The organism is Streptomyces vulcanius (assembly GCF_042653945.1).
GTDB lineage: Bacteria > Actinomycetota > Actinomycetes > Streptomycetales > Streptomycetaceae > Streptomyces > Streptomyces mangrovi.
In genome coordinates this window covers 111,737-132,607 of sequence record NZ_JBHSFK010000013.1, presented here as the reverse complement: position 1 = coordinate 132,607, position 20,871 = coordinate 111,737, and the positions used below count along the sequence as shown (strand labels likewise).

Genomic DNA, 20,871 nt, shown 5'->3' with positions numbered 1-20,871 from the left:
TTCCCTTCGGCCGGCGTCAGCTGGTTCCCTCCATCATCGCGCGAGCGCCCGGTTCTCGGTCTCCGGTGGGAAGAGGCCCAGGCGGTGGGCGACGGCCGCTGCCTCGCCGCGGCCGGCGACGCCGAGTTTGCCGAGGATGTTGGAGACGTGGACGCTGGCCGTCTTCGGGGAGATGAAGAGTTCGTCGGCTATCTGGCGGTTGGTGCGGCCGGCGGAGACCAGGCGGAGGACGTCGCTCTCGCGGGCGGTGAGGCCGAGCGAGTCGGCGTTGTGGTCTCGGGGGCCCAGGGGGATGCGGGCGCGCCTGCCGAGGGCGGTGACCGCTTCGGCCAGCGGGCAGGCGCCGAGCCGGGTGGCGACGGCGTGGGCGAGCCGGAGGAGTTCGGCGGCGCGGTCGGGTTCGTCGGCGCCGGTGGACAGCAGGGCCTCGGCGAGGCGGTACCGGGTGCGGGCGAGGTCGTAGGGGCGCTCCAGACGCTCGAAGGCGGAGACCGCCTCGAACCACAACTCCGGGTCGGGGCGGCGTTCGGCCCGCAGCAGTTCGGCGCGCAGCCAGCGTTCGTGGGCCTGCCAGACGGGGGCGATGGTGGGAAGTCTCCTGGCCGCTTCGCGGATACGGGCCAGAAGGTCGTCGGTGAGCTCGGCTGTCATCGCGGCGAGCAGGAGGGGCCAGGCGTAGCGGTGGGAGCCGAGCGGGAAGCCGGCGTCCAGGGTGCGTTCGAGGTGGCCGCGGGCGTCGTGGTGGCGGCCCTCGGCGACGGCGAGGGCGATGGTGTGCCGGGCGAGGGGCAGATGGTGCTGGGGAGCGTACTCGTGGGAGTCGAAATGGCCCTGCGCCGTCGCCAGCTGGCGGCTTGCTTCCGCGAAGTCGCCGCGGGCGACGGCGAGTTCCGCGCGAAGGGTGGCGTGCAGGCCCCTGGCGCCGACGCCGAGCCCCATCCGCCCGACGTCGACGCAGGCCCCGTCGGCCTCGTCCCAACGGCCCAGGGAGAACAGGGACTCCGCGAGGTTGCCCCACGCCCAGGCCTCACTGTCGGGCAGCCCGTACCGCCGGGCCAGCTCGACGCCCTCATGGAGGATCGGCACCGCTTCCCGGGAGCGGCCGATCGCCTCCAGCTCGGAGGGCAGGTTGATATGGGTGTCCACCGCGACGGAGGGGATGTCCTCGGCCAGGGACCGGTCCTTCACCTCGTGCAGCTCGGCCAGCCCGGCCTCCAGATGGCCGGCGTCGACCATGAGGATGCCGAGGACCTGGCGGGCCTGGAGCTCGGTCGCGCGGGCACCGACCATCCGGGCGTACGCGACGGCCTGCTCGGCGGCCTGGAAGGCGTCGGGGCCGGAGTCGTGGAGCATGGACCAGTGGGCGGAGCGGGTGAGGACCTCGGCGTGCACCTCGCTGGGCGGCAGACCGCGTACCAGTTCCTGGGCCCGGGCCAGTTCCTCGCGCCCGCCGCCCCGGCCCAGGGAGCGTACGAGACGGGAGCGCTGCACCCAGAACCAGGCGGAGCGCTGGGGATCGCCGTCGTCCTCGAGGAGGTGCAGTGCCCGCTTGGTGATCTTCATGGCGCTTTCGCGTTCCCCGGCGTAGCGCCCGGCGACGGCGGCCTCGGCCATGAGGTCGAGGTAGTGCAGCGGGGTGGTGGCGGGGTCGCAGCCGCAGGGAGGGTACACCTCGGTGTAGTCGACGGGGCGCAGCCGGGCCCTTACCTCCTCGGGGGCGGCCTCCCACAGCTCCATCGCCCGTTCCAGGAGCCGTAGTTGCTCGCTGTAGGCGCGGCGGGAGCGGGCCGCGACGGACGCGTCGAGGACGGCGGGCAGGGCCTTGGCCGGGTCGTGGGCGTGGTACCAGTAGCTGGCCAGCCGCATGACCCGCTGGTCGGCGGGGACCAGCGTCGGATCGGCCTCCAGGGCCTCGGCGTAGCGGCGGTTGAGGCGCGAGCGTTCGCCGGGCAGCAGGTCGTCGCCGACCGCCTCGCGGACGAGGGAGTGGCGGAAGCGGTACCCGTCGCCGTCAGGGGTGGCGAGCAGCAGGTTGGCGTTCACGGCGGCCCGCAGTGCCTCGATGAGGTCGTCCTCGGCGGACCGGGCGACGGCGGCCAGCAGCCGGTACTCGACGGTGGAGCCGCCCTCGGCGACGATCCGGGCCACGTTCTGCGCGCTCTCGGGCAGCGCCTCGACGCGCACCAGGAGCAGGTCGCGCAGTGAGTCGGTGAGGCCTGTGCGGCAGCCCTCGTGGGCGGCGACGGCGAGTTCCTCGACGAAGAAGGCGTTGCCGTCGGAGCGTTCGAAGATGGCGTCGACCTGGCCGGGGTCGGGTTCACGGGCCAGGATGCCGGCGATCTGGCGGCCGGCCTCGTCGCGGGTGAAGCGGGCGAGTTCGAGCCGCCGGAGGGTGCGCAGCCGGTCGAGTTCGGCGAGCAGGGGGCGCAGCGGATGGCGGCGGTGGATGTCGTCGGCGCGGTAGGTGGCGAGGACGACGAGCCGGCCGGTGCGCAGGGTGCGCAGCAGGTAGGACAGCAGATGGCGGGTGGAGGCGTCGGACCAGTGCAGGTCCTCCAGGGCGAGGACGACCGTCCGCTCGGCGGCCACCCGTTCCAGCAGGCGTGCGGTGAGTTCGAAGAGGCGGGCCATGCCCTCCTCGTCGTGGCGGGCATGCCCGGCCTCGCCCAACTCGGGCAGCAGCCGGGCGAGTTCCTCCTCCTGCCCGGCCGCGGCGGCGGCCAGTTCGTCGGGCAGGGCGCGGCGCAGGGCGCGCAGGGCGGTGGAGAACGGCGCGAACGGCAGTCCGTCGGCGCCGATCTCCACACAGCCGCCGAGCGCGACGACGGCACCCGCGCGGCCGGCGGCCTCGGTGAACTCCTCGACGAGCCGGGTCTTGCCGACCCCGGCCTCGCCGCCGATCAGCAATGCCTGCGGCTCTCCCGCGGCGGCGCGGGAGAGCGCGTCGTTCAGTGTGTCCAACTCGTCGCCGCGGCCGACGAAGACGGGGCTGACGGACCTGGTTTCCACGGAGGCGAGCATCGCACAGCGGTCGGACACCGCCCCAGTGGATATCGCCGTCACAGCGGTCGCGGGGCGGCCGATCCCCGTACGGCCGCCCCGCTCGACCCCGGTGCTCACACGGACCGGGCGAACCGGAACCGGCGGGCACGGGGGCCGGGGTCGGGGTCGGGACTGTCCGGTTCCCGCTCCGCGGCCTCGCGGCGGGCATCGCGCCGGCCGCGGACGGCCTCACGGGCCAGCCGTTCGCGCTCGGCGCGGCGGAGCAGTTCGGCGGACCGGGCCTGGATCTCGTACTCGAACACGGTGGGTCCCCTCGGGAAGGCGGGTGCTGGCTTCGCTCGTTGCGATGCCTCAACCCTCGTCCGCGAGGGGGGTCCGCCACATCGGGAGAGTTCCGCATCTTCGGCGGCGGGCGGGGCCTTAGACGCGCCGGAGGGGTCTCAGGACGGCCGTAAGGTGCTTACGGCCCTCCTAAGACCCCTCCTGACGTGCGGGGACTGACGTGCGGGGACTCAGCTCGCCGAGGGCAGGCCGAGCAGGGCGTCGGTGTACTTGAGCACGGCCAGGAGCAGGCCGACGACACCGAGGGCGACACCGGCCCACGAGACGGACTTGATCCAGGGTGCCTGCGGCCCGGCCGGCTTGCCGAACGCGGGGCGGGCCAGTACGACGACGCCGACGACCAGCGCGGTCAGCGCGAACAGGCCGGCCCACAGCGCGGTGGTCTGCCAGGCGTCGCCGTAGACGGCCTGGATCTGGTTGGCGACGCTCGCGGTCGACGAGGTCTCCAGCTGGCCGACGAGGGTCTGGCGGGCACCGGCGACGGTGCCGATCCAGCTGCCGCTCAGCGACACGAAGCCGAGCGCGGCGGAGACGACCGCTGCCGCGCCGAGGCCGACGCCGGTGGCGCCCTCGGCCTCGGCCGTCAGATCGTCGTCCGCTGAGTCCTCGGGGTCCCCGGAAATCCCCTCGACGAGGTCGTCCGTCTCCTCCCCGTTCTCGACGTGCTCGATCACGTCGTCGGACGCGTCGGTCTTGGTGATGTCCACCGGCTTGTCGTCGGTGTTGGGCTCGGTGGCCTCGGTGGCCTCGTCAGCAGTCTTGGTGGTTCCCATACCTCGCACCGTACGGACGCTCTCTGAGAGGTCCATTAATGATCGTCGTGAGCGGCACGCGCGCGTGCGGCGCGCCACTCCTGGGCCAGCACGGACCACACTTCGAGGTCGTGCCGCACCCCACCATAGGGGTAGGCCTCCCGGCGTACACCGTCGCGGGTGAACCCGAGCCTCCGGGCGACGTTCAGGCTGTTGGTGTTCCCCGCCGAGGCGACCCACTCCACACGGTGGATGCCGCGCCGCTCCACGGCGAAGTCGATCAGTACCCGCATGGCCCGGCTGACCAGTCCGCGCCCGGTGGCGGCGGGCTCCAGCCAGCAGCCGACCTCGCAGTTCGCCTGTTCGGCGTCGAAGTTGAGGAAGAGCACCCCGCCCACCAGGGTGCCGTCCAGCCACAGGCCGTGCAGCGAGGCGGTGTCCGCGGCGCGCATGTCGGCGTACCGCTGGAGCGCCTCGCGCGCGGTGGGCGGGTCGACGGCCTTGGCGCCGAAGGGGATGAACTCGTTGACGAACTCCCGGCCACGTTCCAGGTGGGCCAGGAACTCCTCGGCGTGCCAGGGCTCCAGGGGCCGCAGTTCCGCTCCGTCGTCACCCAGCGATATCGCGTACATCCGCTTCCCGCTCCTTCTCCAGCGCCTCGACCTCCTCGGTGAGCCTCTCATGGGCGGCGCGGCACTCGGGCGGCTCGATGCTGATCCGGGGCAGGTAGCGGTCGAGGCCGCGCGGCAGCCACCAGTTGGCGCCGCCGAGCAGGTGCATGAGGGCGGGCACCAGGAGCGTCCGCAGCACGAACGCGTCCAGGGCGACGGCGGCGGCGAGCGCGATGCCGAACATGGCGATCACCCGGTCGCCGCTGAGGACGAAGGCGAGGAAGACGGAGATCATGATGACGGCGGCGGAGTTGATCACCCGGCTGGTCTCGGCGAGACCGATCCGCACGGCCCGCCGGTTGTCGCCGGTCTCCAGCCACTCCTCGTACATCCGGCTGACCAGGAAGACCTGGTAGTCCATGGAGAGGCCGAAGAGGACCGACACCATGATCACGGGCAGGAAGGGTTCGATCGGCCCGGCCCGGCCGAGACCCAGCAGCTCACTCCCCCAGCCCCACTGGAAGATCGCGACGACGACCCCGAAGGCGGCGGCGACGGCGGCCACGTTCATCACGGCGGCCTTGAGCGGTATGCCGACGGACCGGAAGGCGAGCAGGAGCAGCAGACAGCCCAGGCCGATGACGACGCCGACGAAGAGGGGCAGCTTGCCGACGATGACGTCCGCGAAGTCGTCGTAGCCGGCCGTCACCCCGCCGACCTGGACGTCGAGGGAGGTACCGGCCTCGGCCCGGGGCAGCACCTCGGTGCGCAGCCGGTCGACGAACTCGCTGGTCCGCTGCGACTGCGGGGAGGACTCCGGCACGACGGTGAGATACGCGATGCGTCCGCCGGAGTCGAAGGTCACCGGGGTCACCGAGGCCACGCCCTCGGTGGCGCGCAGGGTGGTGTCGAGGTTGTCGAGGGCGAGCCGGTCCTCGGCGCCGCCGACCCGGGTCACCAGGGTCAGCGGGCCGTTCACCCCGGGGCCGAAGCCTTCGGACAGGAGGTCGTAGGCCTGGCGGGTGGTGGCCGAGGTGGGGCCGTTGCCCTGGTCGGAGGTGCCGAGGCGGAGGGAGAACGTCGGCAGGGCGAGGACGGCGATCACCACGAGGGCGACGCTGCCGAGCAGCTTGGGGTGACGTTCCACGAACGCCGACCAGCGGGCGGCGAACCCGGTGGGCAGCTCCGGCTCGGGCCCGTGCTCGGCGAGCCGACGCCGCTCACGGCGGCTGAGGGCGCGCGGTCCGATGTACGACAGCAGGGCGGGCAGCAGGGTGACGGAGGCGGCGACCGTGAGGACGACGGTGAGCGAGGCGGCCATCGCGACGCCGTTGAGGAAGTTCAGGCGCAGGATCAGCATCCCGAGCAGGGCTATGCACACGGTGGCGCCGGCGAAGACGACCGCCCGCCCGGTCGTCGCCACGGCGTTCTCGGCGGCCTCGGCGACCGTGAGCCCGCGTTTCAGTCCGCGCCGGTGGCGGGTCACGATGAACAGGGCGTAGTCGATGCCGACGCCCAGTCCGACGAGCAGGCCGAGCATGGGCGCGAAGTCGGCGACGGTCATGGCGTGGCCGAGCAGCTGGATGCCGGCGTAGGCGGTGCCGACGCCCACCAGGGCGGTGGCGATGGGCAGCAGCGAGGCGGCGAGCGAGCCGAAGGCGAGGAACAGCACGACCGCGGCGACGACCACGCCGACGGCCTCGGCGAGGTGTCCGCCGGAGGGTTCGGTGAGGGCGACGGCGCTGCCGCCCAGTTCGACCTGGAGCCCGTCGCTCTCGGCGGCCTTGGCGGCCCGTACGACGGCCTGTGCCTCGGATGTGTCGATGTCCTCGGCGCGGTCGGCGAAGGTCACGGTGGCGTAGGCGGTGTGCCCGTCCGCGCTGACCCGGGCGGCGGAGACGGCGCCCACGCCGGGCAGGTCGGCGATCTTCTCCAGGGTGCCGGTCATGGTCTGTTCGACGTCGGCGGCGCGGACGGTGCCCGAGGTGGTGTGCCAGACGACGGTGTCGCTGTCGCCGCCGAGGGTGGGGAAGCCCTCGGCGAGGAGCCGGGTGGCGCGGCCGGACTCGGTGCCGGGGACCTCGTAGTCGTTGGAGTACGCGGAGCCGGTGGCGACGGCGGCGGAGGCCGTGCCGACGAGGGTGAGCAACCAGAGCAGAACCGCCAGGAAGCGGTTACTGACGCACCATCGCGCGAGGGCTGCCACTGACGTGCTCCCGGGGGGGGTGAATTGTGGATCTTTGACCGGGAAACAGTCGTGCTCTAACTGGACAGCCCGCAAAGAACGTCTGACGAATGCGAGATCACTCTTGCAGGCGCAAGAGATCGTTTGTTTCGATCGTGCGTCTTTTCACAAGAGTGGGAGCCAGATCACAGGACAATAACGACGGGCCTGTCAGTCGGCCTGATCGCCCAGGGCCATCACCATCACCCCCGCGATGAGCAGCCACAGGGCACGGCGGGTACGGCCCCGTGAGCCGAGGAAGGCCGCGAGGGCGCAGACGGCGGCGCCCAGGCCGTAGGCCGCCGGGACGAGCGCCGGGGCGGCGGAGGTCAGGCGCATCAGGGACGCGGCGACACCGGCGAGGGCGAGGAGGGCGCCGGTGCCGGTCGCCGTCCAGCGGGCACGGCGGGCGTCGTCGTAGGCGTCGTATTCCTCGGGGTCGTCTATGTCGTCCTGCGCATCTGAGTCGGTGCGTGCACTCATGGCGGGCGAGCGTAGCGCCTCCGGCTGAGAGACGAGAGGGGGTGCGCCCTGAGCGGACGCACCCCCTCTCGCGGAGTTACCCGAGGTCAGCCCTCGCTGACCCCCAGCTTCTCCAGGATGAGCTCCTTGACGCGGGCCGCGTCGGCCTGTCCCCGCGTGGCCTTCATCACGGCGCCGACGAGGGCGCCGGCCGCGGCGACCTTGCCGCCGCGGATCTTGTCGGCGACGCCCGGGTTGCCGGCGATGGCCTCGTCGACGGCCGTGCCGAGCGCGGAGTCGTCGGAGACGACCTTCAGCCCGCGCTTGTCGACGACCTCGTCCGGGGTTCCCTCGCCCGCGAGGACGCCCTCGATGACCTGACGGGCCAGCTTGTCGTTCAGGTCGCCCTTCGAGACCAGCTCGGTGACCCGGGCGACCTGCGCCGGAGTGATCGCCAGCTCGTCCAGGGACTTTCCGGACTCGTTGGCGCTGCGCGCCAGTTCGCCCATCCACCACTTGCGGGAGGAGGCGGCGTCGGCACCGGCGTCGATCGTGGCGACGATCAGGTCCAACGCACCGGCGTTGAGGATCGCCTGCATCTCGGTGGCCGAGATGCCCCACTCCGCGAGAAGGCGGTTGCGGCGCACCAGCGGCAGCTCCGGCAGACCGGCGCGGATCTCCTCGACCCACTCACGGGACGGGGCGACCGGCACCAGGTCGGGCTCCGGGAAGTACCGGTAGTCCTCGGCCTCCTCCTTCACGCGGCCGGAGGTCGTGGACCCCGTGTCCTCGTGGAAGTGCCGGGTCTCTTGGATGATCGTGCCGCCGCTGTCGAGGACGGCGGCGTGCCGCTGGATCTCGAAGCGGGCCGCGCGCTCCACGGACCGCAGCGAGTTGACGTTCTTGGTCTCGGAACGCGTGCCGAACTTCTCGCGGCCGTGCGGGCGCAGCGACAGGTTCACGTCGCAGCGCATCTGCCCCATCTCCATGCGGGCTTCCGACACGTCGAGCGCCCTGATGAGCTCGCGCAGCTCACGGACGTAGGCCCGGGCGACCTCCGGCGCACGCTCGCCCGCACCCTCGATCGGCTTGGTGACGATCTCGATGAGCGGGATGCCGGCCCGGTTGTAGTCGAGCAGCGAGTGCGAGGCGCCGTGGATACGGCCCGTGGCGCCGCCCACGTGGGTGGACTTGCCGGTGTCCTCCTCCATGTGGGCACGCTCGATCTCCACGCGGAAGGTCGTGCCGTCCTCCAGCTGTACGTCGAGGTAGCCGTTGAAGGCGATCGGCTCGTCGTACTGGGAGGTCTGGAAGTTCTTCGGCATGTCCGGATAGAAGTAGTTCTTCCGGGCGAAGCGGCACCACTCGGCGATCTCGCAGTGCAGCGCGAGACCGATCCTGATCGCGGACTCGACGCCGATCGCGTTGACGACCGGGAGCGCGCCGGGCAGGCCGAGGCAGGTGGGACAGGTCTGCGCGTTGGCGTCCTGACCGAGTTCGGTCGAACACCCGCAGAACATCTTGGTCTTGGTGCCGAGTTCGACATGGACCTCGAGGCCCATGACGGGGTCGTACGACGCCAGCGCGTCCTCGTACGACACCAGGTCGGTCGTGGTGGTCACGGTGCTACTTCCCTCTCAGCCCAGCAGGACGTCGTCGTCGCCCAGCCGCTTCAGCTCGCGGTACAGGATGGCGAGACCGGTGACGATGGCGACCGCGGACACGGTGGCGTCGATCAGCCGCAGCGTGTCGTTCTCGGCCCGGGCCCTCTTGATCTGCTTGGCCACGCCGATCGCGCCGAAGGCCGTGCCGGCCATGGACAGGTACGTACCGGACTTGGACTTCTTGAAGCCCTTGGCCTTGTTCAGTGCACTCACAGCGACGGAGCCTCCTCGAGGAGCGGATGCCCCCACCTTTCCACGAAGGCGGCCTCGACGGCGGCTCCGACCTTGTAAAGCCGCTCGTCCTTCAGCGCCGGGGCGATGATCTGCAGACCCACCGGGAGGTTGTCCTCCGGGGCGAGACCGCAGGGCAGCGACATGGCCGCGTTGCCCGCGAGGTTGGTCGGGATGGTGCACAGGTCGGCCAGGTACATCGCCATCGGGTCGTCGGCACGCTCGCCGATCGCGAAGGCGGTGGTGGGGGTCGTCGGGGACACGATCACGTCCACCTGCTCGAAGGCCTTCTCGAAGTCGCGCGTGATGAGCGTGCGGACCTTCTGGGCGCTGCCGTAGTAGGCGTCGTAGTAGCCGGAGCTCAGGGCGTAGGTGCCGAGCATGATCCGGCGCTTGACCTCGGGCCCGAAGCCCGCCGCCCGGGTGAGGGAGGTGACCTCCTCGGCCGAGTGGGTGCCGTCGTCGCCCGTACGGAGGCCGTAGCGCAGGCCGTCGAAGCGGGCGAGGTTGGAGGAGCACTCGGACGGCGCGATCAGGTAGTACGCCGAAAGGGCCAGGTCGAAGGAGGGACAGTCCAGCTCGACGATCTCCGCGCCCAGGTCCTTCAGCAGCGCCACGGACTCGTCGAAGCGCTGGATGACGCCGGCCTGGTAGCCCTCGCCGCGGAACTGCTTGACCACGCCGACGCGCATCCCGGCGACGCTGCCGTTGCGGGCGGCCTCGACGACCGGCGGGACGGGCGCGTCGATGGACGTGGAGTCCAGCGGGTCGTGCCCGGCGATCACCTCGTGGAGCAGCGCCGCGTCCAGGACCGTACGGGCACAGGGCCCGCCCTGGTCGAGGGAGCTGGAGAAGGCGACCATGCCGTACCGCGAGACGGCCCCGTACGTCGGCTTCACGCCGACCGTGCCGGTGACGGCGGCCGGCTGGCGGATGGAGCCGCCGGTGTCGGTGCCGATGGCGAGGGGGGCCTGGAAGGAGGCGAGGGCGGCACTCGACCCGCCGCCGGAGCCACCGGGGATCTTGGTGAGGTCCCACGGGTTGCCGGTGGGCCCGTACGCGCTGTTCTCCGTGCTCGACCCCATGGCGAACTCGTCCATGTTGGTCTTGCCGAGAATGACGACGTCGGCGGCCTTCAGCCGCTTGGTGAGGGTGGCGTCGTACGGCGGGATCCACCCCTCCAGGATCTTCGAACCGACCGTGGTCGGGATGCCCTCGGTGGTGAAGATGTCCTTGAGCGCGAGCGGGACGCCGGCCAGCGGGCCGAGCTTCTCGCCGCGCTCCCGCTTCGCGTCGACGGCGCGGGCCTGGGCCAGCGCGCCCTCACGGTCGACGTACAGGAAGGCGTGCACCTTCTCGTCGACGGCCTCGATCCGGGCCAGATGGGCCTCGGCGACCTGTACGGCCGTGAGCTCGCCGGAGGCGATCTTCGCGGCGGTCTCGGCGGCGGTCAGCCTGATGATGTTGACGTTGGTGTCCGTCATGGTGATTAGTCCTCCCCCAGGATCTGCGGCACCTTGAAACGCTGCTGCTCCTGGGCCGGGGCGCCGGAGAGCGCCTGCTCGGGGGTGAGCGACGGACGGACCTCGTCCGCCCGCATGACGTTCGTCAGCGGGAGCGGGTGCGAGGTCGGCGGTACGTCTTGGTCGGCGACCTCGCTGACGCGGGCGACCGCGCCGATGATGTCGTCCAGCTGTCCCGCGAAGTGGTCGAGCTCTTCGGGCTTCAGCTCCAGACGCGCCAGCCGGGCGAGGTGGGCGACCTCCTCGCGCGTGATGCCAGGCATGCAGCGTTCCTCTGGGGTGAGTGTGTGCGGTTCGGGGCTAGGTTTGCGGCTAATCCTAGGGGGCGGGGCGGCAAGACCGTGAAACGGTTTCCCCGGGACCGGACCGGACCCTCGACGCCGGGGGTCTCCGCGGCTCGGGTGGGTCAGACGGCGAAGAGCAGGGCGGCGCTGACGAGTACGACGACGGCGGTCGCGAAGTGGATCCCGAAGGCCACCGCCCTGGTGCCGCCGTGCCGCAGCACTATCAGTGTGTCACCGAGCGGCACGACCGCGACGGCCAGCATGAACCAGGCCTCCGCGGTGGCGCCGGCGAAGGCGAGCAGGGCGAGGCCGAGGAGGCCGAGGGTGCCGTCCCTGAGGCCCTTGATCGCGAGGTAGGCGGAGGCGTCGCCGTGCGGGTCGGCGGGGACGCCGTAGCCGGCTGCGGCGGGGCCGGGCCGGAACAGGAACCGGGCGCCGATGAACACGACGAACAGGTCGAGCAGAACGGCCAGGGTGTAGGCGGTGACGGTCATCTCTGCCTCAGCTCTCCTTCTCTGTTTTCTAGCACTGCTAGCGACAGGAGCGAAGCTAGCAGAGCATCGACAGGTTGGCTAGCGACGCTAGAATCCCTTGCATGTCGATCCAGACGCGCCGGGAGCGCGAACGAGCGGAGCGCGAGCAGTTGATCGTCACGGCGGCTCGCGAGCTGGCGGAGGCGGAGGGCTGGGACGCGGTCACCACCCGCCGTCTCGCAGCGGAGATCGAGTACAGCCAGCCGGTCCTCTACAGCCACTTCAAGGGCAAGGACGCGATCATGGCGGCGGTCGCGGTGGAGGGCTCCGTGGAACTGGCGGCGGAGATGCGGGAGGCCCGGCGGGCGGCGACCCGGGAGGGCGTGCCGCCGGGGGTGCGGGCGGGGCTGGCGGCCGTCGGGGAGGCGTACGCCTCCTTCGCGAGGCGGCGGCCCGCGCTGTACGACGCGATGTTCACGCACCGGGTGGATCTGCCGTTCGCCACGGCGGAGGCCCCGGCGGCGCTCTGGGAGGCCTTCAACGAACTGGCAGCCGCCGTCACACCGGCCGCGGCCGAGGGCGACGACCCCGGCCTCCTCACGGAAACCTTCTGGGCCGGCCTCCACGGCCTGGTCACCCTGACCCGCAGCGGCCGCCTACCGGAGGAGGCTCACGAGCGGCGCCTGGAACTGCTCATCGCACACTTCGCGCCGGCGACGGACTGAGTCCGACGCCGACGGCGGACGCGCCCCACGGGTAAGGCGCGCCCTTCAGCTGGGCAGAAGCAGGTGGGAAAACGGGGTTCGGGGCGGAGCCCCGGGACGGGAAGACGCCGACGGCGGACGCGCCCCACGGGTAAGGCGCGCTTTCCAGTTGGGCCGAAGCGGGTGGGTCGGTGGGAGAGGGGGGTCAGTCGTCCGCGGCGGCAGCCGGGAGTGCCGCCGCAGGGCGTTGCCAACCCCGGGATCCTCGGGCCCGCAGCCACGCCGTGGTCTCCTCGGGGGGCATCGCCGCGGCCACCAGCCAACCCTGCACCGCGTCACACCCCAGGTCCCGCAACCGCTCCCAGGTCTCGTCGTCCTCGACCCCCTCCGCCACGACCAGCAGCCCGAGGGAATGAGCGAGGTCCACCGTGCAGCGCACGATCTCCGCGTCCTCGTTGTCCACCGCCAGCCGCGCCACGAAGGACCGGTCGATCTTCAGCTCGCTCACCGGCAGCCGGCGCAGATGGACCAGCGAGGAGTACCCCGTACCGAAGTCGTCGAGGGACATCTTCACGCCGTGACCGGTCAGACCGTTCAGCGTGTCCGCCGCCCGCTGCGGATCCTCCAGCAGCACATGTTCGGTTATCTCCAGTTGGAGCGCTCCCGCCGGCACCCCGTGCCGGGCCAGCCGCGCCGCGACGGAACCGGCGAAGCCGGGAGTGTGGACGTCGCGCGGGGAGACGTTCACGGCGACGGGGACGTACAGCCCCTGCGACCGCCACTCGGCGACCTGCCCGAGCGCCGTCTCCAGCACGTACTCCGTGAGGTGCGGCATCAGCCCCGAGGACTCGGCGATCGCTATGAACTCGTCCGGCGGCACCTTCCCCCGCTCGGGATGCACCCACCGCACCAGGGCCTCGAGCCCCGCCACCTGCCCGTCGAAACGGACCTTCGGCTGGTAGTGCAGCTGCACCTCGTGCGCGTCGAGCGCCCGCCGCAGATCGCCGAGCAGACCGAGCCGGTCGGGGGTGTTGGAGTCCCGCTTGGACTCGTACACCTCCACCCCCGTACGGTCCCGCTTGGCCTGGTACATCGCCACGTCCGCCCGGCGCAGCAGCCCCTCCGCGTCGAGCGCGTGGTCGGGGAAGACGGCGACCCCGGCGCTGGCCTCCAGGACGAGGGTGAGCCCGTCGAGGTCGAGCGGCGAGCTGAGCGCGGCGACCAGCCCACGGGCGACCCGGGTCGCGGAGGTCGTGGAGTCGGCGACGGGCAGCAGGACGGCGAACTCGTCGCCGCCGAGCCGCGCGACCTCCGCCCCGCGCGGCAGCGCGACCCGCAGCCGGTCGGCTATCTGGAGCAGCAGACGGTCGCCGGCGAGATGCCCGAGCGTGTCGTTGACGGACCGGAAACGGTCGAGGTCGATCAGCATCAGGGCGGCGCGGGCGCCGATGCGCTCGGCGTCGTCCAGCGCGGTCCAGATGCGCTCGAGGAGCCACTGGCGGTTGGGCAGTCCGGTCAGCGGGTCGCGCAGCTGCTCCTCGGCGCGGGCCCGGGCCATCCACAGGGTGGAGTCGAGGGCGATCAGCGGGATCGCGAACAACGGCAGCAGGATCGGCTTGGCCACGGCCACCACGCACACCAGCGGCGCGATGCCGAGCAGGGCGACGGCGACCAGGCCCTGCCGGACCAGGGCGGTGCGGGCGACGGTGGGCAGTCCGCCGTGGCGGGGGGCGTGCAGGTACCACAGGAGGACCCGGGTGACGGCGAGGTAGGCGACGGCCACCAGGACCACCTGAGGGCCGGTGTAGACCGTCCAGGTCCCGGGGTACCAGGGGCGCTCGACGGACGGCACCCGCCCGCACGCGGCGAGCAGTAGCGCGCCCGCGCCGATGCCGAGGATGTCCACCGCGCCGTGCAGGACACCCTGTCGCCAGCGGTTGCGCCGGGCTATGCCGACCAGGACGACGACGGTGAGGCTGACCAGGCCCGCGGACACCCAGCCGTACAGCAGCAGGACGGCGAGGGTGAGGGCGGCGCCGGAGCCGGTGCCGCCCCACCAGCGGGCGCGGCCGAGCAGCACCAGGTGGCCGACGATGACGCCGGTCAGCAGGGCCAGCGCCCAGCCGACGGTGCCGGACGGGAAGAGGGCGTGGCTGCCCGTGAAGGCGCGGTAGAAGCCGGCGCCGAGACCGAGGGCCGCGGCGGCGACGACGGTGGAGGGCAGCGTGGGCCAGGTCAGGTGCCGTTCGGGTTCGGCGCCGGGCAGTCCGGAGGTGCCGGGGAGCGCGGATGCGGCCCCGGGGGGCAGGGCGGCGAGGGCGCGCCCGCCCCGACCGGTGTGCGGGGTGTACTCCGTCTCGGTGCCGGGATAACGCCGGGACTCCACGCCCGGATAGCGCTCGGGCCCGGCCCCCGGATAGCGCCCGGGCTTCGCCCCCTGGTGGCCCCCGGACTCCGCGCCGGGATGTCGCCCGGACCGGCCCGCCCACCGGCGTCCCCACCGGACGCCGGCGGCCCGGAGTCTGCGCAGGCGTGAGTCCGGGGCGACGCTCTCGGTCGGTTCCATTCCCGTCCCTCTCACAGCCGGCGGTGCCCACGCCACACGTCTTCCCTGTGTTCCCCAAGGGCCCTTCGAGAACAAAAGGAGATGCCCCGACCGAGCTGGGCACGGAAGGCGCACAACTCAACAGTAGGCTGCGAAAGGCTTCCAGGGGCAGCGGTCGCCGACGGTTGCCCGAATGCGCCCCGGCCACCCTTATGCATCTGGTATGCGCCGATCGGGTGGCCTTCAGCCGCCACGCGCCCCCGCCTGCTCCCTCTGCTCCCCCTACTCCTCGGCCGCTTCCCCGGCCGCTTCCTCCACCGCTTCGCCGGCCGGCTCCGCGCCCGGTTCCTCGGCCGGAAGCGCTGCTTCCGCGGCTGCCTCGGGCCCCTGTTCCAGGAGCACGGTGAACCCGTCCTCGTCCAGCACGGGCACCTTGAGCTGCATCGCCTTGTCGTACTTCGACCCGGGGTTGTCGCCCACCACCACGAACGAGGTCTTCTTCGACACCGAACCGGTCACCTTCGCCCCGCGGCTCTGCAGGGCGTCCTTGGCGCCGTCGCGGGTGAAGTGTTCGAGCGTGCCGGTGACGACGACGGTGAGACCCTCGAGCGGGCGCGGGCCCTCGTCCTCGCCGGTGCTCTCCTCCTCCGTGCGGACGCCGGCGGCCTTCCACTTGCGGAGGATCTCCTGGTGCCACTCCTCGGCGAACCACTCCTTGAGGGAGGCGGCGATGATCGACCCGACGCCCTCGGTGGCCGCCAGTTCCTCCTCGCTCGCCTCCTGGATGCGGTCGATGGAGCGGAACTCCCGCGCCAGCGCCTCGGCCGCGACCGGCCCGACATGACGGATCGACAGACCGGTGAGGACCCGGGCGAGCGGGCGCTCCTTGGCCGCCGCGATGTTCTCCAGCATGGCCACCGCGTTCTTCTTCGCCTCGCCCTGCTGGTTGGCGAAGACGGTGGCGATCTTCTCCTCGCCGGTCTTCGGGTCGCGCTTGGGCAGCCCGCTGTCCTGGTCGAGGACGTACGCCTTGATCGGCAGCAGCCGCTCGATGGTGAGGTCGAACAGGTCGCCCTCGTCGGCCAGCGGCGGGTCGGCGGGCTCCAGCGGCTTGGTGAGGGCCGCCGCCGCCACATACCCGAAGTGCTCGATGTCCAGCGCCTTGCGGCCCGCGAGGTAGAACAGCCGCTCGCGCAACTGGGCGGGGCAGGTGCGGGCGTTGGGGCAGCGCAGGTCGACGTCGGCCTCCTTCATCGGCCGCAGCGGCGTACCGCACTCCGGGCACTCGGACGGCATCACGAACTCCCGCTCGCTGCCGTCCCGCAGGTCGGCGACGGGTCCGAGGATCTCCGGGATGACGTCACCGGCCTTGCGCAGCACGACCGTGTCCCCGATGAGCACACCCTTGGCCTTGACCACGTCCTGGTTGTGCAGGGTCGCGAACTCGACCTCGGAGCCGGCCACCATCACCGGCTCGACCTGCGCGTAGGGCGTGACACGACCCGTACGGCCCACGCCCACACGGATGTTGACGAGCTTGGTGTTGACCTCCTCGGGCGCGTACTTGTACGCGATGGCCCAGCGCGGCGCGCGCGAGGTGGACCCGAGACGCCCCTGGAGCGGAATCTCGTCGAGCTTCACCACCACCCCGTCGATCTCGTGCTCCACGGAGTGCCGGTTCTCGCCGTAGTACGCGATGAACCGCCGTACGCCGTCGAGGTCGTCGACCACCTTGTTGTGCCGGGAGGTGGGCAGGCCCCAGCGCTTGAGGAGGTCGTAGGCGTCGGAGAGGCGGCCCATGCCCTCGAAGCCCTCCAGGGCGCCGATACCGTGCACCACCATGTGCAGCGGGCGGGTGGCGGTGACCCGCGGGTCCTTCTGGCGCAGCGAACCGGCCGCCGCGTTGCGCGGGTTGGCGAAGGGCTTGTCGCCGGCCCCGACCAGACGGGCGTTGAGCTCCTCGAACTGCTCCATCGGGAAGTAGACCTCGCCGCGGATCTCCACGAGTGTGGGCACCCCGTCGCCGGTCAGCCGGTCCGGGATCTCCGCGATGGTTCTCACGTTGGGCGTGATGTCCTCGCCGGTACGGCCGTCACCGCGCGTCGCCGCGCGCGTGAGGCGGCCGTTCTCGTACGTCAGGTTGACGGCGAGGCCGTCGACCTTCAGCTCGCACAGGAAGTGGTGGACGGAGGCCCCCACGTCCTTGTGGACCCGCTCGGCCCAGGCGGCCAGCTCCAGATCGTCGAAGGCGTTGTCGAGCGACAGCATCCGCTCGCGGTGCTGGACGGCCGTGAACTCCGTGGCGTACGCCCCCGAGACCTTCTGGGTCGGCGAGTCGGGTGTGCGCAGTTCGGAGTGCTCCTGTTCCAGCGCCTCCAGGGCGCGCAGGAGGCGGTCGAACTCCGCGTCACTGATGACGGGAGCGTCCTTCACGTAGTACCGGAAGCGGTGCTCCTCGATCTGCTCAGCGAGCTTCGCGTGCTGCTCCCGTGCCTCGGCGGGCACCGTCGTCTCCGCTTGCTTGTCGCCGGCCACCGTGTTGTCCTCCCGTTACTCTGGGTTGTCCGCGAGGGATCTCGCCGCCCGGACACAGTGGGCGAGCGCCTTGCGCGCGTACTCGGGGGAGGCCCCCGCGAGTCCGCACGCCGGGGTGATCGTGACCGCTTCCGGGAGAAGCCCCGGTCGCAGTCCCAGCCTGCGCCACAACGTCCTGACACCCATGACGCTACCGGCAGGGTCGGACAATGCGGAGTCCGTGCCCGGGACGACACCGGCGAAGAGCCGGGTCCCGCCCTCCACCGCCTCACCGATCGCCTCCTCGTCACGCTCTGTGAGCAGCGAGAAGTCGAAGGAGATCCCGTCGACGCCGGTGCGGCGCAGCAGGGCGAACGGGACGTCCGGCGCGCAGGAGTGGACCACGACCGGGCCGTCGTCGCCGTGCACCCCGGCGATGTCCCGCAGCGTGGCCTCGACCCGCTGGCGGTCGACGGCGCGGTGCGTGCGGTAGCCGCTGGCCGTTCTGATCCGGCCGAGGAGTACCCCGGTGAGCGACGGCTCGTCGAGCTGGAGCACCACTCGCGCGCCGGGGATGCGGCGGCGCACCTCGCCGAGGTGGAGCCGCAGGCCTTCGGCGAGCGACCCGGCGATGTCCCGGCAGGCGCCGAGGTCGGAGAGGGCGGCCTCGCCGTTCTTCAGCTCCAGCGCGGCGGCCAGGGTCCAGGGCCCCACCGCCTGCACCTTCAGCGGGCCCTCGTAGCCCTGGGTGAACTCCTCCAGCGCGTCCAGGTCCTGGCCCAGCCAGGAGCGGGCCCGCCTGGTGTCCCTGCCCGGGCGGTCGCCGATGCGCCAGCCGCTGGGCTCCACGCGTGCGTACAGCTCGACGAGCATGCCGGCGGTACGGCCGATCATGTCCGCGCCGGGGCCGCGGGCCGGCAGCTCGGGCAGGAACGGAAAGTCCTCGAAGGAGCCGGTCGCCGCCTTGGCGGCTTCCCGGGCGTCCTCGCCGGGGAGAGAGCCGACTCCGGTGGCGGGGCCGTAACGCGTGTTGTCGTTCACGGGGGAAGCCTACGTAGGGCCGAGGACCTGTTCTACCGCGCTTTCGTGGGTCAGAGGCCCGGGCGGACTGTCACGTCGTTCAGTTCGGCGTCGCGAGGAAGATCCAGGGCGAGAAGGATCGTCGTGGCGACCGACTCCGGCGTGATCCAGACCCCGGCGTCGTACTCCTTGCCCTCCTGCTGGTGGACCTTGACCTGCATGGGGCTGGCAGTCCGACCGGGATAGACCGAGGTGACCCGGACACCATTGCCGTGTTCCTCGTGACGCAACGCGTCCGCCAGCGCCTTCAGCCCGTGCTTCGATGCCGCGTACGCGGACCAGTCGGCGCTCGCCCGCAGCCCCGCACCGGAGTTGACGAACACCACATGACCGCGCGCGGCACGCAGCTGGGGCAGGAAGTGCCGGGTCAGCTCGGCCGGGGCGACGAGGTTGACGTTGAGCTGGTGGTGCCAGGACTTCGGGGTGAGGTCGCCCACCGGACCGAGGTCGACCACCCCGGCGATGTGGAGCAGCGAGTCCACCCGCTCCGGCAGCGTCTGGTGGGAGAAGGCCCAGCTCAGCCTGTCGGGGTCGGCCAGGTCGCCGACCAGGGTCCGCGCTCCCGGGAACTCCGCCGCCAACTCCCTCGCCCGGCCCGCGTCGCGCGCGTGGAGGACGAGTTCGTCCCCGCGCGTGTGCAGCCGACGGGCGACGGCCGCGCCGATGCCGGAGCCGGCTCCGGTGATCACATGTGTAGCCATGCCCGCCATGCTCGCATCACCGTATGCCGGCACTCTCCTCCAGGTACGCGAGCGCCCCCACCGGCTCCTCGGCGAAGAACACCAGGTCGGTGAGGGGCAGCGGCAGAAATCCCTCGTCCTCCATGCGCCGGAACTGCGTCTTCAGGCCGTCGTAGAAACCCGCGGTGTTGAGCAGGACGACCGGCTTGTCGGTGTGGCCGTGCTTCTTCAGTTCCAGGATCTCCGTGGCCTCGTCCAGGGTCCCGGTCCCGCCGACCATGACCACCACGGCGTCGGCCTTCTCGAGGAGCAGCTTCTTGCGTTCCGCGAGGTCGCGGGCGATGACCATCTCGTCGGATCCCGCCCGTGCCTTGGCCGCGAGGAAGGTCACCGACACCCCGCACAACCGGCCGCCGGACTCCTGGACGCCGTCCGCGACGACCTTCATCAGACCGGTGTCCGAACCGCCCCACACAAGCGTGTGGCGCCCCTTGCCGAGCAGTTCGGCGAACTCCCGCGCGGGGCGCGTGTAGCGGTCGTCGAGGTCGGCTGCCGAGAGGAAGACACAGATACGCATGCGGTCACCGTATCCGGGAAGAACCGGGCCGCCGCGAGTGCTTTTCCAGCATGAGCCTAGGACACACGATCACCGTCGAGCAGGGCACCCGGCACATCAGGGTCGTCCACGGAAGCCATGTGCTGGCCGAGACCGACCGGGCCCTCGAACTGCGCGAGACCGGCTGTCCGGTGCGGTACTACATCCCCGAGGCGGACGTCCGCATGGACCTCCTGGCCCCCTCGGACACCCAGACCTACTGCCCCTTCAAGGGCACCGCGTCCTACTGGTCGCTGCCGGACGCACCCGATCTGGTGTGGTCGTACCCCGACCCCAAGCCCGATGTCGCCGAGATCAGGAACCACCTCTGCTTCTACGAACCGGAAGTGTCGTAGGCCGATGACCGCCGTGCCGTGCGGCAGTCTGCATGAGCATGGACAAGAAGACCATTTCGCGCGACGGCACCGAACTCGCGTACGCACGCGTGGGGCAGGGTCCCGCCGTCATCCTGGTGAGCGGGGCGATGTCCACGGGCGGCACGACGGCCCCGCTGGGCGACCTGCTCGCCGACCGCTTCACCGCTGTCCGCTACGACCGCAGGGGCCGCGGCGAGAGCGGTGACACGGCGCCGTACGCGGTGGCACGCGAGGTCGAGGACCTGGCCGCGCTGATCGACGCGGTGGGCGGCGAGGCGGCGCTCTACGGCATGTCGTCGGGCGGCGCGCTGGCGCTGGAGGCGGCGGCGAGCGGGCTGCCGGTGCGGCGGGTGGCGGTGTACGAGCCGCCGTTCGCGCTCGGCGAGGAGGCGCTGCGCGAGCGCGGCGAGTACACCGCGCGTCTCACCGAGGCGCTGGCGCTGGGGCGGCGCGGCGACGCCGTGGAGCTGTTCCTGCGCCTGACGGGCCTGGCCGAGGAGATGATCCAGCGGGCCCGTCAGTCGCCCATGTGGGAGGGCATGGAGGCGATCGCGCCGAGCCTGGCCTACGACGACGCCGTCATGGGCGGCGGACGGGTGCCCCGGGAGCGCCTGGCGTCCCTGGAGGTGCCGGTGCTCGCCGTGGCGGGCGGGGCCGGCCCCCGATGGCTGCGCGACGCCACGCGCGCGGTGGCGGAAGCGGCGCCGCAGGGGTCGTACCGCGAGTTGGCGGACCAGACCCACATGGTCGACCCGCACGTCCTCGCACCCGTACTCGCCGAGTTCCTGACCTAGAGCGGCGGGTGGC

At 71.8% G+C, this 20,871-nt stretch carries 19 protein-coding genes; 3 read left to right on the top strand and 16 right to left on the bottom strand.

Features of this window, described 5'->3' with window-relative positions; genetic code table 11:
- Positions 1-33 precede the first annotated feature (33 nt).
- The 11 genes from ACFPIH_RS21290 to ACFPIH_RS21240 form a co-directional block, all read right to left on the bottom strand.
- Entirely contained in the window at positions 34-3,021 is a 2,988-nt protein-coding gene (locus ACFPIH_RS21290; RefSeq protein WP_381174702.1) for a helix-turn-helix transcriptional regulator, read from the bottom strand.
- Between the two features lie 95 nt (positions 3,022-3,116).
- Entirely contained in the window at positions 3,117-3,305 is a 189-nt protein-coding gene (locus ACFPIH_RS21285; RefSeq protein WP_381174489.1) for a hypothetical protein, read from the bottom strand.
- 210 nt (positions 3,306-3,515) lie between these two features.
- A complete protein-coding gene (locus ACFPIH_RS21280) occupies positions 3,516-4,118 on the bottom strand; it encodes a hypothetical protein (protein ID WP_381174487.1) in 603 nt (200 codons plus the stop codon).
- A 35-nt stretch (positions 4,119-4,153) separates the two neighbouring features.
- Entirely contained in the window at positions 4,154-4,729 is a 576-nt protein-coding gene (locus ACFPIH_RS21275) for a GNAT family N-acetyltransferase (protein WP_381174485.1), read from the bottom strand.
- Positions 4,707-6,914 (bottom strand): MMPL family transporter, encoded by a 2,208-nt coding sequence (locus tag ACFPIH_RS21270; RefSeq protein WP_381174483.1) that lies wholly within the window; start codon positions 6,912-6,914, stop codon positions 4,707-4,709. The genes ACFPIH_RS21275 and ACFPIH_RS21270 overlap by 23 nt, the downstream gene beginning before the upstream one ends.
- A gap of 189 nt (positions 6,915-7,103) precedes the next feature.
- Positions 7,104-7,415: a hypothetical protein gene (locus tag ACFPIH_RS21265; protein ID WP_381174481.1), complete on the bottom strand. Its 312-nt coding sequence runs from the start codon at positions 7,413-7,415 to the stop codon at positions 7,104-7,106.
- 86 nt (positions 7,416-7,501) lie between these two features.
- Positions 7,502-9,016: an Asp-tRNA(Asn)/Glu-tRNA(Gln) amidotransferase subunit GatB gene (gene gatB / locus ACFPIH_RS21260; protein WP_381174479.1), complete on the bottom strand. Its 1,515-nt coding sequence runs from the start codon at positions 9,014-9,016 to the stop codon at positions 7,502-7,504.
- A 15-nt stretch (positions 9,017-9,031) separates the two neighbouring features.
- Positions 9,032-9,271, bottom strand: a complete 240-nt coding sequence (locus ACFPIH_RS21255) for a hypothetical protein (RefSeq protein WP_381174477.1) — start codon at positions 9,269-9,271, stop codon at positions 9,032-9,034.
- Positions 9,268-10,773, bottom strand: a complete 1,506-nt coding sequence (gene gatA / locus ACFPIH_RS21250; RefSeq protein WP_381174475.1) for an Asp-tRNA(Asn)/Glu-tRNA(Gln) amidotransferase subunit GatA — start codon at positions 10,771-10,773, stop codon at positions 9,268-9,270. The genes ACFPIH_RS21255 and gatA overlap by 4 nt, the downstream gene beginning before the upstream one ends.
- 5 nt (positions 10,774-10,778) lie before the next feature.
- Positions 10,779-11,075: an Asp-tRNA(Asn)/Glu-tRNA(Gln) amidotransferase subunit GatC gene (gatC, locus tag ACFPIH_RS21245; protein WP_018531282.1), complete on the bottom strand. Its 297-nt coding sequence runs from the start codon at positions 11,073-11,075 to the stop codon at positions 10,779-10,781.
- A gap of 143 nt (positions 11,076-11,218) precedes the next feature.
- The gene (locus ACFPIH_RS21240; RefSeq protein WP_381174473.1) at positions 11,219-11,590 is read right to left on the bottom strand and encodes a DUF4267 domain-containing protein; all 372 of its coding nucleotides are present in this window, start codon (positions 11,588-11,590) and stop codon (positions 11,219-11,221) included.
- Between the two features lie 101 nt (positions 11,591-11,691).
- Between ACFPIH_RS21240 and ACFPIH_RS21235 the strand changes: the two genes are divergently transcribed.
- Entirely contained in the window at positions 11,692-12,294 is a 603-nt protein-coding gene (locus ACFPIH_RS21235) for a TetR/AcrR family transcriptional regulator (RefSeq protein ID WP_381174471.1), read from the top strand.
- A 184-nt stretch (positions 12,295-12,478) separates the two neighbouring features.
- Here the strand turns inward: ACFPIH_RS21235 and ACFPIH_RS21230 are convergent, their stop codons facing one another.
- The 5 genes from ACFPIH_RS21230 to ACFPIH_RS21210 all read right to left on the bottom strand — a co-directional run bounded on the left by ACFPIH_RS21230 (position 12,479) and on the right by ACFPIH_RS21210 (position 19,669).
- Positions 12,479-14,839: a putative bifunctional diguanylate cyclase/phosphodiesterase gene (locus tag ACFPIH_RS21230; protein ID WP_381174469.1), complete on the bottom strand. Its 2,361-nt coding sequence runs from the start codon at positions 14,837-14,839 to the stop codon at positions 12,479-12,481.
- 261 nt (positions 14,840-15,100) lie between these two features.
- On the bottom strand, positions 15,101-17,353 hold the full coding sequence (ligA, locus tag ACFPIH_RS21225; RefSeq protein ID WP_381174467.1) for an NAD-dependent DNA ligase LigA: 2,253 nt from the start codon (positions 17,351-17,353) through the stop codon (positions 15,101-15,103).
- 15 nt (positions 17,354-17,368) lie between these two features.
- Positions 17,369-18,373, bottom strand: a complete 1,005-nt coding sequence (locus tag ACFPIH_RS21220) for a methionine synthase (RefSeq protein ID WP_381174465.1) — start codon at positions 18,371-18,373, stop codon at positions 17,369-17,371.
- Positions 18,374-18,423: 50 nt separating this feature from the next.
- Positions 18,424-19,122: an SDR family oxidoreductase gene (locus ACFPIH_RS21215; RefSeq protein WP_381174463.1), complete on the bottom strand. Its 699-nt coding sequence runs from the start codon at positions 19,120-19,122 to the stop codon at positions 18,424-18,426.
- A 7-nt stretch (positions 19,123-19,129) separates the two neighbouring features.
- On the bottom strand, positions 19,130-19,669 hold the full coding sequence (locus ACFPIH_RS21210; protein WP_381174461.1) for an LOG family protein: 540 nt from the start codon (positions 19,667-19,669) through the stop codon (positions 19,130-19,132).
- Between the two features lie 50 nt (positions 19,670-19,719).
- Between ACFPIH_RS21210 and ACFPIH_RS21205 the strand changes: the two genes are divergently transcribed.
- Positions 19,720-20,043: a DUF427 domain-containing protein gene (locus ACFPIH_RS21205; RefSeq protein ID WP_381174459.1), complete on the top strand. Its 324-nt coding sequence runs from the start codon at positions 19,720-19,722 to the stop codon at positions 20,041-20,043.
- Between the two features lie 38 nt (positions 20,044-20,081).
- Positions 20,082-20,858 (top strand): alpha/beta fold hydrolase, encoded by a 777-nt coding sequence (locus ACFPIH_RS21200; RefSeq protein WP_381174457.1) that lies wholly within the window; start codon positions 20,082-20,084, stop codon positions 20,856-20,858.
- The last annotated feature ends 13 nt before the right edge of the window (positions 20,859-20,871 follow it).